The organism is Kitasatospora albolonga, from assembly GCA_002082585.1.
Classification (GTDB): Bacteria; Actinomycetota; Actinomycetes; order Streptomycetales; family Streptomycetaceae; genus Streptomyces; species Streptomyces stephensoniae.
Map to the genome: position 1 here is coordinate 2,309,113 of CP020563.1, position 13,519 is coordinate 2,322,631.

9 protein-coding genes are annotated in these 13,519 nt (G+C 74.1%); 8 read left to right on the top strand and 1 reads right to left on the bottom strand.

Going from position 1 to position 13,519, the window contains the following annotated elements:
- Positions 1-93 precede the first annotated feature (93 nt).
- The 7 genes from B7C62_10045 (at position 94) to B7C62_10075 (ending at position 11,826) form a co-directional block, all read left to right on the top strand.
- Entirely contained in the window at positions 94-1,512 is a 1,419-nt protein-coding gene (locus B7C62_10045; protein ARF72575.1) for a hypothetical protein, read from the top strand.
- A gap of 104 nt (positions 1,513-1,616) precedes the next feature.
- A complete protein-coding gene (locus tag B7C62_10050) occupies positions 1,617-2,636 on the top strand; it encodes a sugar-binding protein (GenBank protein ID ARF77080.1) in 1,020 nt (339 codons plus the stop codon).
- 343 nt (positions 2,637-2,979) lie between these two features.
- Positions 2,980-4,368 carry a hypothetical protein gene (locus tag B7C62_10055; GenBank protein ID ARF72576.1) on the top strand — a complete coding sequence of 463 codons (1,389 nt, stop codon included), beginning with the start codon at positions 2,980-2,982 and terminating at the stop codon, positions 4,366-4,368.
- Positions 4,365-7,268, top strand: a complete 2,904-nt coding sequence (locus B7C62_10060) for a serine/threonine protein kinase (protein ARF72577.1) — start codon at positions 4,365-4,367, stop codon at positions 7,266-7,268. Before B7C62_10055 ends, B7C62_10060 begins: the two co-directional genes overlap by 4 nt.
- A gap of 2 nt (positions 7,269-7,270) precedes the next feature.
- A complete protein-coding gene (locus B7C62_10065; GenBank protein ARF77081.1) occupies positions 7,271-8,875 on the top strand; it encodes a serine/threonine protein phosphatase in 1,605 nt (534 codons plus the stop codon).
- Between the two features lie 19 nt (positions 8,876-8,894).
- The gene (locus tag B7C62_10070; protein ARF72578.1) at positions 8,895-10,256 is read left to right on the top strand and encodes a hypothetical protein; all 1,362 of its coding nucleotides are present in this window, start codon (positions 8,895-8,897) and stop codon (positions 10,254-10,256) included.
- 82 nt (positions 10,257-10,338) lie between these two features.
- Positions 10,339-11,826 (top strand): phosphopeptide-binding protein, encoded by a 1,488-nt coding sequence (locus B7C62_10075; GenBank protein ID ARF72579.1) that lies wholly within the window; start codon positions 10,339-10,341, stop codon positions 11,824-11,826.
- 9 nt (positions 11,827-11,835) lie between these two features.
- Here B7C62_10075 and B7C62_10080 read toward each other — a convergent pair whose 3' ends face one another.
- The gene (locus B7C62_10080; GenBank protein ID ARF72580.1) at positions 11,836-12,822 is read right to left on the bottom strand and encodes a methyltransferase; all 987 of its coding nucleotides are present in this window, start codon (positions 12,820-12,822) and stop codon (positions 11,836-11,838) included.
- A gap of 128 nt (positions 12,823-12,950) precedes the next feature.
- On the opposite strand from B7C62_10080, the gene B7C62_10085 reads away from it, so the two are divergent.
- Positions 12,951-13,355: a globin gene (locus B7C62_10085; protein ARF72581.1), complete on the top strand. Its 405-nt coding sequence runs from the start codon at positions 12,951-12,953 to the stop codon at positions 13,353-13,355.
- Positions 13,356-13,519 lie beyond the last annotated feature (164 nt).

Consider the following 13,519-nt stretch of genomic DNA (forward strand, 5'->3'; position numbering starts at 1 on the left):
TGAACGTCCGTGCCTGCGGCCATACTTCTGGCCGGGCACCGGCCCCCGTTCGGCCGGGGTCCGGACACCGTCAGTGACCGAGGGGGAGGTCGAGTGACACAGCTGCCGCAGGGCGGCCCGCAGACGCAGCGCGCGCCGGAGCGGGCGCCCGCTCCCACCGGCCCGCCCGCGCCGTCCCTGCCCGAACAGCGCCTGCCCGCACAGCACCGGTCCGCCTGGGCCGAGCAGAGCCGACGGCTGCGCGCCGCGGCGACGACCGAGCCCGGCCGCCTCCAGATCATCGGGGCCGTCCTGGCGCTGCTGGTCGTGGCGTTCGGGGCGGTGACCGCGCTGGAGATCTCGCACCGGGCCTCGGCGGCCGACGACGTGGTGGGGCGCAGCCAGCCGCTCAGCGCGGACGCGGCGAACATCTACCGCTCGCTCGCCGACGCGGACACGATGGCGGCCAGCGGCTTCCTCGCGGGGGCACAGGAGCCGAAGGCCGTGCAGGAGCAGTATCGGAAGGACATACAGGAGGCGGCCCGGCTGCTGGTGAAGGCGTCGGCGAACACCGACTCCTCGACCAGCTCCGGTCAGGAGATCACCACGCTCAACGAGCTGCTGCCCGTCTACACCGGTCTGATCGAGCGGGCCCGCGCCAACAACCGGCAGGGGCTGCCGCTGGGCGGCGCCTATCTCCGGTACGCCAACCAGAAGATGAGCAACGAGCTGCTGCCCGCCGCCGAGCGGCTGTACGCGGCGGAGACGGGCCGGCTCGACCGGGACGCCGCCGACGCCCGGCGGTGGCCCTACCTCTCGCTCGGCGCCGGGCTCGTGGTGCTGGGCGCGCTGGTGTGGATGCAGCGCCGCAACTACCGCCGTACCAACCGGGTGTTCAACCACGGGCTGCTGGTGGCGACGGCCGCCGCCTCGGTGGTGCTGCTCTGGCTGGCGGTGGGGCACACGGTGGCCCGCGCCGAGCTGCGGTCGGCGATGGTGCACGGGCAGGAGTCGCTCGACGTGCTCAACAACGCGCGGATCAACTCCCTGAAGGCGCGCGCCAACGAGAACCTCACCCTGGTGGCGCGCGGTGCCGTGCTGACCGCCGACGGCTCGGCCGATCAGTACGAGACGGACTACACCACGGGCATGAAGGCCCTCGGGGCGCAGCTGAAGAAGGCCGAGCGGCTCGCGGACAACGACAGCGGGCGCGCTCCGGTGGCGGAGGCGGCCAGGAGCGTCACCGAGTGGCAGGACCGCCACCGCAAGGCCCGCGCCACGGATGACCAGGGCGACTACGACGGTGCGTTGAAGCAGATCATCGGGGCCGAGGACTCCACGGGGCAGTCCTTCCAGCAGGTGGACACCGCGCTGCGGAAGGCGCTCGCCCATGAGCAGGGCGAGTTCACCGCGGCGGCCGAGGACGGGCGCGGGGCCCTGCGCGGCCTGCCTGCGGGGGCCGCCGCGCTGGCGGTGCTGGGAGCGGTCGCCGCGATCCTCGGGGTCAACCGCAGGCTCTCGGAGTACCGGTGAGGGGGGCGGGGATGGCCGATACGAAGGCACAGACACGGGCACGGACACACGCATGGGCGCGGGCATGGACATGGGCGCGGCGCCGCTCCGCGCCGGAGGGCGGGCTGCCCGTCCGGAACGGCCGGCTGCGCGGCTGGGGCGGGGTGGCGGGGATGGCGGTGGCATGCCTGATCACCGCCTCGCTCACCCTTCTGCCGCTCTCCCGGCACGACGGCACGCCCGCCGGGACGGACCCGGCGGGCGGCACGACGGCGGCCGTCCCGGTGCGGGCCGAGGAGTGCACCGATCCGGAGGCGAGCCTGCCGCCCTCGACGGCGGACGGGCCGGGCATCGCGAAGATCAAGGAGCGCGGCAAGCTGATCGCGGGCGTCGACCAGAACAGCTACCGCTGGGGCTACCGCAACCCGTACAGCGGTGAGCTCGAAGGGTTCGACATCGACCTGGTGCGGGCGCTGGCCGAGGACATCCTCGGCGACCCGAACGCCGTGATCTTCCGGGCGATCCCCACCAACCAGCGCATCGCCGCCCTGGAGCGGGAACGGGTCGACGTCGTCGTGCGGACCATGACCATCAACTGCAAGCGGCTGGAGCAGGTCTCCTTCTCCACCGCCTACTTCGAGACCGGGCAGCAGATCCTGGCCCCCAAGGACTCCCCCATCACGGGGTACGACGACTCCCTGAAGGGCAAGCGGGTCTGCTCCGGCGAGGGCACCACCGCGTACGAGGCGCTGGAGCGGAAGTCGTACGGGGCGATATTCAAGGACGAGTTCGACGGGACCGAGCGGGACGCGGACCGGCTGACCGTGCCCAACCAGCTGGACTGCCTGGTCCGGCTCCAGCTCGGCGAGGTGGACGCCGTCCTCACGGACAACGCCCTGGGCGCGGGCCAGGCGGCACAGGACCCGGCGGTGGCCCTCAAGGGCGCGGGGCCGTTCACCACCGAGTACTACGGCGTCGCGGCGAAGAAGGGCGCCGACGATCTGGTGGCCCGGGTCAACAAGGTCCTGGTCGACTACCGCGCGGGCGGGAAGGACAGCGCCTGGATGGTGTCGTACCGCAAGTGGCTGGCGGCCGGACTCCCCGGCATCACGGCGCCACCGACCCCCAAGTACCGCGGCGGCTGAGCCCGGAGGAGCCGGGCGGGACGGCCGGGCCCGGAACGGACGGGCACGGCGGCCGGGCCCGGACCGAGGAGCACGGTGGATGAACCCCGGAAAGGCCGGGCACGGCGGATGACCCCGGAAACACCGGGCTCGGCGGCCGAGCCAGAAGGAACCGGGTACGGCAGCTGGACCCGGGCCCGACGGGCTCGGCGGCCGGGCCCGGCACACCGGACCGGCGAGCGGACCGGAGCGCCGGGCCGCGAACGGACCGGAGCAACCAGGTCACGACAGGTCGTGAACGGACCGGAGCAACTGACCCCGTCCGGGCCCACCGGCCCGTACGGCGAGAGCGGAGAGGTGATCGATGGGCGTCGCGGGTTCCTTCCCGAGCTTCGCGGGGAAACCTCCCGGCCCGGTCATGGACCGGGACGAGGCGGACCGTGCGCTGGCCCGGCTCGGCGCGGAGCACGAGGCGATCGAGACCTCGCTCCTCGCCCTCCAGGACCACGCGGGCCGCCGCCTCCTGGAGGGGGCCGAGCTGACCGGGGTCACCCGGGAGCGCTGGGCCACGACCGAGCAGTCGATCACGCTGCTGTGGGGGTATTTCGACGCCTACGCAGGCGCGCTGGAGGAGGCCCGGGAGATACGGGCCCGCCGCCGCCACCCGAACCGGGAGGATCTGGCGGCCCTCACCGAACTGCTGCGCGGCGAGGCGGTCACAGTCGCCAACCCCGGTGCGGTGCCGCCTCCTTCGGCCACCGGACCGGCTCTGCTCTCGGAGCGATTCTCGCTCCAGGAGCTGGTGGCCCGGATGAACCAGCTGTACGCCAGGTCGCTGGACATGGTCGTCGCCTCCGACTCCGTCTGGTCGGCGCTGCCCGCCCGGATCGACCTGCTCGCCGCCGAGCTGCACCGGACCCGTTCGCTGGCCCATTCGGTCGGGGTGCGGCCCGGTGAGCACCCGGCCGGGGACGATCTGGCGGAGATCACCGAGGAGCTGACCACGCTGCGGGTGCAGGTGATCTCCGACCCGCTGGCGTTCTGGCTGCCGGGCCCCGGCAGTGCCGCGCCCGGCGGCGGACGCCCGGACACCTCGCGCTACGACCGGGCGGCCCGCGCCCTGGAGGACGTACGGCGGGAGATCGAGGCGGTGCTCGCGGTGCGGCAGGACGCCGAGGCGCGGCTGATGCGGCTGCGGGACGTGCTCTCGCGTGCCGACCGCACGCTGACCGAGGCGCGGGCGGCGCGCGGCGAGGTGCTGGCCAAGATCGCCGCTTCCGAGGTGCCCGTCGTCAGCGGACCGCCGACGGCCCTCCAGGAGCGGCTGGCCACCGCGTCGGAGTACCGCAGGCGCGCCCAGTGGCACCGGCTCTCCCCGCTCCTGGAGTCGCTGGAGCAGGAGGCCGAGGACGAGCTGCTGCGCGCCCGCGAGTCACTGACCTCGGTGACGGCCCCGCTGGCGGTCCGCGCCGAGCTGCGCGGCCGCTTGGACGCGTACAAGGCGAAGGTGGCCCGGCACGGGCTGGCGGAGGACCCGCTGCTGATCGAGCGGTACGACGCGGCGCGCCGGATGCTGTGGAGCGCGCCGTGCGATCTGCGGGTGGCCGAGCAGACCGTCCTGCGCTACCAGCAGGCGGTGGCCGAGCTGCTGACCCCGCCCCGGCCCGACGGGCCCGAGGACCGGCGGGGCGACGGCGGTCCGGGCAGTCCGGGCGATCAGGGCGGTCCGGGTGATCAGGGAGGGACACGATGAGTACGCAGTGCCAGCGCCCGGCGTGCGAGGGCGCCTACGAGGACATGGGCGGCGGTGAGCTGTACTGCGACACCTGCGGTCTGGCCCCGGTCGTCTCGCCCACGGGCATGGTCTCCTCGCCCCCCACCGGGATCGCGGGCGGCGGCCGGGCGGGGGGCCGCGACAGCTCGTCGCAGCGCTCGTCCTCCCGGGCCTCCGCGCGCTCCTCGTCGCGTTCGTCGACCTCGCGGCGCTCGGTGTCGGGGCGGCTGTCGCGCTCGCTCTCCGGCTCCGCCACCTCCCGTTCGGTCTCGGTGCGCTCCTCGGGCTCGTCGGCCGCCTCCTCCACCCGGGGCCGGCTCGGTGTGGGCCTGGTGCAGGTCCCGGACGTGCCCCGGCCCGATCCGCGTACGGCGGTGATGGAGAACCCGGAGGTGCCCGAGCGCAAGCGGTTCTGCTCCCGCTCGGACTGCGGGGCCCCGGTGGGGCGTTCGCGCGGGGAGCGGCCGGGGCGCACCGAGGGGTTCTGCACCAAGTGCGGCCACCCGTACTCCTTCGTGCCGAAGCTGACCGGCGGCGACATCGTGCACGGCCAGTACGAGGTGGTGGGCTGCCTGGCGCACGGCGGGCTCGGCTGGGTCTACCTCGCGGTGGACCGGGCCGTCTCGGACCGCTGGGTGGTCCTCAAGGGGCTGCTGGACACCGGCGACCAGGACGCGATGGCGGCGGCGATCTCCGAGCGCCGCTTCCTCGCCGAGATCGAGCACGCCAACATCGTGCGGATCTACAACTTCGTGGAGCACCTGGACCAGCGGACCGGTTCGCTCGACGGGTACATCGTGATGGAGTACGTCGGCGGCAAGGCGCTCAAGGAGATCGCCAACCAGCGCCGCACCCCGGCCGGACGGCGCGATCCGCTCCCGGTCGAGCAGGCGTGCGCGTACGGGATCGAGGCGCTGGAGGCGCTCGGCCATCTGCACAGCCGCAACCTGCTCTACTGCGACTTCAAGGTCGACAACGCGATCCAGACCGAGGACCAGCTCAAGCTGATCGACATGGGCGCGGTGCGCCGGATGGACGACGACGAGTCCGCCATCTACGGCACCGTGGGCTACCAGGCCCCCGAGGTCGCCGAGGCCGGCCCGTCGGTCGCCTCCGACCTGTACACGGTGGCGCGGACGCTGGCGGTCCTCACCTTCGACTTCCAGGGGTACACGAACGTCTTCGTGGACTCGCTGCCGGACCCGGACACCATCGAGGTGTTCCGCACCTACGAGTCGTTCTACCGGCTGCTGGTCCGGGCCACCGACCCGGACCCGGCCCAGCGGTTCGCCTCCGCATCGGAGATGGCCGAGCAGCTGACGGGGGTGCTGCGCGAGGTCGTGGCGCTCCAGACGGAGCGGCCGAGACCGGCGCTGTCGACACTGTTCGGTGCGGAACTGCGGGTGACGGACACGGAGTTGTTCGCCGAGCAGGTGGACGACGTGTCCCGGCTGGGCGCCCGCGCGGCGGCCTCGGGGCGCGGCGGCCGGTCCGGACGGCGCAGGGGCGGTGCGGGTGCGGGGCCGCTGCCGGGGATTCCGGCCCAGAGCGGTGGCGGGCCCGGCGGTGCGGCGCCGGTGGCTCCCGGAGCCGTCACGTCGGCGGTGGCGGGTGCGCTGCCGGTGGGGTCGCAGCCGGTCGGCCCGGCGGCCGGGGCGGCTCCGCTGACGGCGGCGGCGACCCATGTGCGGGGCGGTCCGCAGGAGGGCGCGAGCCCGGGCCCGTACGCCGGTCCCGCGCAGCCCGGTCCGTACACCGGCCCGCAGACCGGCGACCCGGCGGCGGCGTACGTACCACCCCCCGCGCATGCCCCCGCGCCCCCGCACGCCCATGTCCCCGGCCCCCGGGAGGCCGCGCCCGCACCCGCCCCGGAGGCCGACTTGTACGGGGCGTACGGGGCGTACGGGGCGGCCTCCGGGGCCGTACGGCTGGCCCTGTTCGACGCGCGGGCCACCGCCCTGGCGCTGCCGGTCCCCCGGGTCGACGCGAGCGACCCGAACGCCGGTTTCCTCGCCGGGCTGATGGCCGCCGCGCCCGGCGAGCTGATCACGGCTCTGCAAGCGGTGCCCGTGGCCTCCCTGGAGACCCGGCTGCGGGAGCTGCGGGCCCGGCTGGAGATGCGGGAGCTCGACTCCGCCGCCCGGGCGCTGGCCGCCCTGGAGGACCGGCACCCGGACGACTGGCGGGTCGTCTGGTACCGGGGCGTCACCTCGCTGGTGACCGGTGACCACGAGGTCGCGGCGCTCTCCTTCGACGCGGTGTACGACGCGTTCCCCGGGGAGCCCGCGCCCAAGCTGGCGCTGGGAATCTGCGCGGAGGTGCTGGGCCAGCTGGACAACGCCGCCGAGTACTACCGCCTGGTGTGGGCGACCGATCCGAGCTTCGTGAGCGCCGCGTTCGGGCTGGCCCGGGTGCAGATCGCCGCCGGGGACCGGGCGGGGTCGGCGCGGACCCTGGAGTCGGTGCCGGAGGCGTCGATCCACTACACCGCCGCCCGGGTCGCCGCCGTCCGCGCCCGGCTGCGCGAGCGTGATCCGGGCGAGCCCCTGTTGACCGATCTGACGGCCGCCGCGGCGCAGGTGGCGGCGCTGGCCGGGTTCGGTCTGGACCCGGTGCGGCGCGAGCAGTTGACGACCGAGGTACTGGGCAAGGCCCTGGACTGGGTACTCTCCGGTAGTCCCGGTGCCCCGCCGCCGGGCGGATCGGCCGAAGGCTCTCCGGGCCCCCGGAGACTGCTCGACGCCGAACTGGACGAGCGGGGACTGCGGTTGGGCCTGGAGCGCTCGTACCGCATGCTCGCCCGGCTCGCGCAGCGGGGCGAGGAGAGGATCGAACTGGTGGAGCGGGCCAACCGTTTCCGCCCCCGGACGTGGGTGTGAAGATGTCAGAGAGCCACCAGCAGCCCGCCCTGGCGAGGTGCCCCGGCTGCGAGGAGCCGCCCGCGTCGGGCGATCGGTTCTGCGGGGCGTGCGGCTACGACCTCTCGGCCGTGCCGACCCGTCCCGACGACCGGCCGACGATGGCCATCACGGTGCCCCCGGCGGCCCCGGCCACGCCCGGCCACGTACCTGACGGGCCCTCGGCGGCTCCGGCGGCCCCCGCCCCGGCCGCACCACCGGCACCCCCGTCGGCGGCCCCGCCCGCGCACGCCGTACCACCGACACCACCCGCACCACCGACGCCCGTCCCCGCCGGGCCCGGCGCGCCCGTGTCGCCCCCGGCCGCCGTGGAGTGGCCCGCCGCCTCCGAGGTGGACAGCTCCGATGTGCCCGCGCCCGTGCACCGGGCGTCGGACCTGCCCGGCACGGACTCGGGCGGCACGCCGCTGCCGACGACGCCCCCGGCGGGCCAGGACCAGCAGGCGGCGACACCCCCGGCGCACCCCGCCGGGCAGGCGGCGTCCTCCCCGGTGCGCCACGACGACCGGGCGGCGACGGCGGCCCCCGCGGAGCCCTCCCCCGCGAGTGCCGAAGCCCCTGGCGGATCGGGTGACTTCACGCTGGCCGCCCCCGATCCCCGTACGGCGGAGCCCACTCCGACGCCCGCCGCCGGGACGAAGGTCTGTGTGGCCTGCCGGTCGGGCCGGGTCGACCCCGACGGGTACTGCGAGAACTGCGGGCACGCACAGCCCCGCGAGCGCGACCACATGGAGCAGGAGCTCGGCTCGGTGGCCGCCGTCAGCGACCGGGGCCTGCGCCACCACCGTAACGAGGACTCCTTCGCGGTCTCCTCGACCGCGCTGCCGGACGGTTCGCCCGCCGTCGTCGCGATCGTCTGCGACGGCGTCTCCTCGGCGAGCCGTCCCGACGAGGCATCGGCCGCCGCCGCGAGCGCCGCCAACGAGGCGCTGCTGGAGTCCCTGCCGCGCGGCACGCACCCGCAGCAGGCGATGCACGAGGCGATCGTCGCCGCCTCCGAGGCCGTCAACGCGCTGGCCCAGGACCACCCGGGGGCGGACGGGCCCGAGGCGCACCGCCAGCAGAACGCCCCGGCCTGCACCCTGGTCGGCGCGATCATGGCGAGCGGCCTGCTGGTCGTCGGCTGGGTCGGCGACAGCCGGGTCTACTGGGTGCCGGACGACCGTTCGGGCCCGCCCGCCCGGCTCACCGAGGACGACTCCTGGGCCGCGCAGATGGTGGCGGCGGGCCTGATGAACGAGGCCGAGGCGTACGCGGACGAGCGCGCCCACGCCATCACCGGCTGGCTCGGCGCCGACTCCTACGAACTGGAGCCGCACACCGCCTCGTTCAAGCCGGACCGCCCCGGTCTGGTGGTGGTCTGCACGGACGGCCTGTGGAACTACGCGGAATCCGCCGAGGAGATGGCCGCCGCCGTGCCGCCGGAGGCCCACCGGCGCCCGCTGCACGGCGCCCAGGTGCTGGTCGGCCACGCGCTCGACGGCGGGGGCCACGACAACGTAACAGTGGCGCTGCTGCCGTTCGCCGTGGAGCCGCAAGGGGCAGGATCGGCCTGCACCACCGTGTGAACCTCAAGGAGCAGACCAGATGGCCAACTTCTCGAAGTCGAACGTGCCGCAGTTCTCCGTCGAGGTGTACCAGAACGCGTTCCTGCCCGAGGGCGGCCGCGAGGTCAACGCGATCGTGACCGTCACCTCGACCGGCGGCGGAACGACCGGCGGTGTCCCACTGGCCGGTACGGCGGCCGCCCCCGCGTACGGGCCGGGGCAGGCGCCGGGCGCGGCGGTGGTGCTGATGGTCGACTGTTCCGGTTCGATGGACTATCCGCCCACGAAGATGCGCAACGCGCGCGACGCGACGGCTGCGGCGATCGACACCCTGCGCGAGGGCACCCGGTTCGCGGTGGTCGCGGGGACCCATGTGGCGAAGGACGTCTACCCGGGCGACGGACGGCTCGCGGTCGCCGACGCCCGGACGAAGGCCCAGGCCAAGGAGGCGCTGCGGAGGCTGAGCGCGGGCGGCGGGACCGCGATCGGCACCTGGCTGCGGCTGGCCGACCGGCTGCTGGCCGCCGCCGACGCCGACATCCGCCACGGCATCCTGCTGACCGACGGCCGCAACGAGCACGAGGCCCCCGAGGATCTGCGGGCCGCGCTGGACTCCTGTGCGGGGCGGTTCACGTGTGACGCCCGGGGTGTCGGCACCGACTGGGAGGTGAAGGAGGTCACCTCGATAGCCTCCGCCCTGCTCGGCACCGCCGACATCGTCGCCGACCCCTCGCACCTGGCCGCCGACTTCACGCGGATGATGGAGAACGCGATGGGCAAGGAGGTCGCGGACGTGGCGCTGCGGCTCTGGACGCCCGTCGGGGTGGAGATCCGGTTCGTGAAGCAGGTGGCGCCCACGGTCGAGGACCTGACCGGCCGCCGCACCGAGGCGGGCCCGCGCGCCGGGGACTATCCGACCGGCTCCTGGGGCGACGAGTCCCGCGACTACCACGTGTGCGTCCGGGTCCCCGAGGCCGGGATCGGCCAGGAGATGCTGGCGGCCCGGGTCTCGCTGCTCCTGCCCGACCCCTCGGGCGCCGCGGCCCCGCAGGTGCTCTCCCAGGGGCTCGTACGGGCGGTGTGGACGGACGACATGGCGGCGTCGACCTCGATCAACCCGCAGGTCGCGCACTACACGGGCCAGGCGGAGCTGGCACAGGTCATCCAGCAGGGGCTGGACGCCCGCAAGTCGGGCGACTTCGACGGGGCCACGGCGAAACTGGGCCGCGCGGTGCAGTTGGCCTCGGCGTCCGGGAACCAGGAGACTGCGAAACTCCTTTCGAAGGTGGTCGACGTCGTCGACGCGGCGACAGGTACTGTGCGACTGAAAGCGAAGGTCGCGGAAGCGGACGAGATGACCCTCGAAACGCGCTCCACCAAGACCGTTCGCGTCAAGAAGTAGCACCACTGGGTGGCCGAACGGTCACAATCGATCAGCAGCATGACGGCCCCCGGGCCGGACGAGGAGAGGGGGAAGCGCCGACATGCCGACCTGCCCGAACGGACACCAGTCGGGTTCCGAGGACTGGTGCGAGGTCTGCGGACACCGCATGACCGGAACGGGCGCCCCCACGGGCGCCGTGCCCCCGCCGCCTCCTCCGCCCCCCGCGCCCGGCTACGGCTACCCGCCGCCCGCCGGGGGCGACGGCGGGCCGCCGACGATGCAGGCGGAGCTCTGCCCGCAGTGCCGCACGCCCCGCGAGGCGATGGCGCCGTACTGCGAGGAGTGCCGCTGGAACTTCCTCACCAGCACGGCGACCTCGTACACCCCGCTGGCCCCGCAGCACAGCACGCCGAGCGGACCCGGCGGTTCCGGTGGCCCCGGGGGTCCCGGCGGCCCCCCGCCCGGTCTCAACCTGCCGCCCGGCTTCCTGTCGCAGCAGGGCCCAGGAGGGCAGGGCGGTCAGAGCGGTCCCGGTGGTCCCGGCGGTGCGCCCCAGCAGCACGACCCGTTCGAGTTCCAGGGCTCGCGCCCCTCGCAGGTGAACCGTTCCGCCGAGCCGCTCGCCCCCGAGCAGAGCGAGCGCGGCGGCCAGAGCGGTCCTGGGGGCCCCGGCGGCCCGCCGCCCGCGTTCCAGCAGGGTCGGCAAGCTCAGCAGAGCCATCAGGGACAGCAGGGCCATCAGGGACAGCAGCCGCAGCAGGGCCAGCACGGTCGGCAGGACGGCCCGCCGCCCCCGCCCGCCTTCCAGCAGCAGGGGCCTCCCCCGCACCAGCAGCACCAGCAGTCGGCGCCCTCGCCGTTCGAGCCGCAGCAGTCCTCGCCCTTCGCGCCGTCCCAGCAGCAGTCGGCACCGCCGCAGCAGTCCCCGCACGGCGGTGGCGGTGGCAGTGACGACTGGATGCTGTCGCCGCCCTCCCAGGCGCAGGCACCGCAGCCGCCGCAGGGGTTCCAGCAGCAGGACCCGTACCAGGGCGGGCAGCAGGGCGGGCACCCCGACCAGAACCGTCAGACCCCCCAGAACCACCAGCAGAACCAACACCAGAACCAACACCAGAACCCGCAGCACCAGGGATACGGCCAGGACCAGGGCTTCGGCCAGGGCCAGTCGCAGCCCCAGCAGGCGGTGTCCTGGACCGCCGTCATCGCGCCGGACCGTGAGTACTTCCTCGCGATGATGCAGCGCAGCGGCCCCGAGGCGACCGGGCTGAACCTGCCCGCGTACTCCCCCGAGCAGCGCATGCCGCTCACCGGGAGCCAGGTCACCATCGGCCGCCGTCGGCACAGCACGGGCGAGTCCCCCGACATCGACCTGTCGGTGCCGCCGGAGGACCCGGGCGTCTCCCACCAGCACGCGGTGCTGGTCCAGCAGCCCGACGGCGGCTGGGCGGTGGTCGACCAGAAGTCCACCAACGGCACCACGCTCAACGGCGCCGAGGACCCGATCCAGCCATATGTCCCCGTCCCCCTCCAGGACGGCGACCAGGTGCACGTCGGGGCGTGGACGACGATCACGATCCGCCGGGACTGAGCAACGGGGCTAAACACCCAGGGGCCAGGTGTAGGGCCCCTCCGGGTCGTCCAGCCAGGCCCACTGGCGGCCGTCCGCGACCGTGACGCCGTACCTCTCCCGCTGCGGGCGCTCCTCGCGCTCCCAGAGGGAGAGGGCCTCGCGCGGGTCGAGGCTGCCCGCCGTCAGGGTCAGCAGGAACCGGAAGAGTTCGTCCCCTATCGCGCGCCTCGGCACTCCGCCGGGGCGCGCGACCGGTTCGGGCAGCGGTGGGGCGCCGCGCAGGGGCACGAAGTACGCCGGGGTGTGCAGAAAGTGCCCCTCGGCGCGCGGGCCGTGCGCCGTCGCGTGGACGTCCAGCGAGACGAGCCCGGTCGCGAGGGGGGCCAGGATGCGCGCCCCCGGAGAGCACTGTTCCGGCCAGGCGGGCGGTACGGAGGGCAGCGTGCAGGTCGCGATGATCCGGTCGTACGGGGCTCGCCGCGGGCAGCCCCGGGCCCCGTCCCCGGTGACGACCGTCGGGCGGTACCCGGCGGCGGCGAGGTGGGCGCGGGCCGACTCCGTGATCTCCGGGTCCAGATCGACGCTGGTCACCGCCGTGTCGCCGAGCCGGTGGGAGAGCAGCGCCGCGTTGTAGCCGGGGCCGGTGCCGATCTCCAGGACGGTGTGCCCCTCCCGTACCTCCAGCGCCTCCAGCATCAGGGCCATCAGCGAGGGCTGGCTGGAGGACGAGATGAGCTCGCCGTCCCGCATCCGGGTGGCCAGCGCCTCGTCCCCGTATACTCCGCGCAGCCAGCGCCGGTGCCGTACGGGATCGGGGTCCTCGCCCCAGAGGCGCTCGTAGCCCCGGACACCGTGCACGTAGTAGTACGGCACGAACAGATGGCGCCCCACCTCTTCGAACGCCTCACGCCAGGCGGGGTCGGTGAGCCCGCCCCGCGCGACGATGTTCCGTACGAGGATGTGGCGTGCCTCGTCGGCCTCGGGGTCGTCGGGGAGTTCCGGGTGCGCACCCATGTCTCCACTGTCCTGCGGCGGGACGGCGGGGGCGACCGCACGCCGGGCGGGAGGCCCACCGGGAAGCGGTCCCGGTCCTTGGTCCTAGGACCCCTGACCTCAGGCGGCGCGTCTGCGACCATGGACGGGTGACAGAGATTCCGCGCGACACGCTTCAGGAGCAGACCTTTTACGAGCAGGTCGGCGGCGAGGAGACCTTCCGGCGCCTGGTCCACCGCTTCTACGAGGGGGTGGCGGGTGACGAACTGCTGCGGCCGATGTATCCGGAGGAGGACCTGGGCCCGGCCGAGGAGCGCTTCGCCCTGTTCCTGATGCAGTACTGGGGCGGCCCGCGCACCTACAGCGACCACCGGGGCCACCCGAGACTGCGGATGCGGCACGCCCCGTTCCGGGTGGACCGGGCGGCCCATGACGCCTGGCTGGCCCATATGCGGGTGGCGCTGGACGAGCTGGAGCTGGCGCCCGAGCACGAACGGCAGCTGTGGGACTACCTGACGTACGCAGCCGCCTCGATGGTCAACACCGCCGGCTGATCGCTTCGGCCGCCCCTTCCCCCCTCTCCCCTGGATTGCTTCCGATCAATTTTCCGATCGAAATTGATCGATAGCGACCGATCAAGGTCCTTAATTCTCCGGAATTCGACGTTCCCCATCCGGATAACGGTCACAATCGGATCAAGGTGTACCGGGAAACGGTT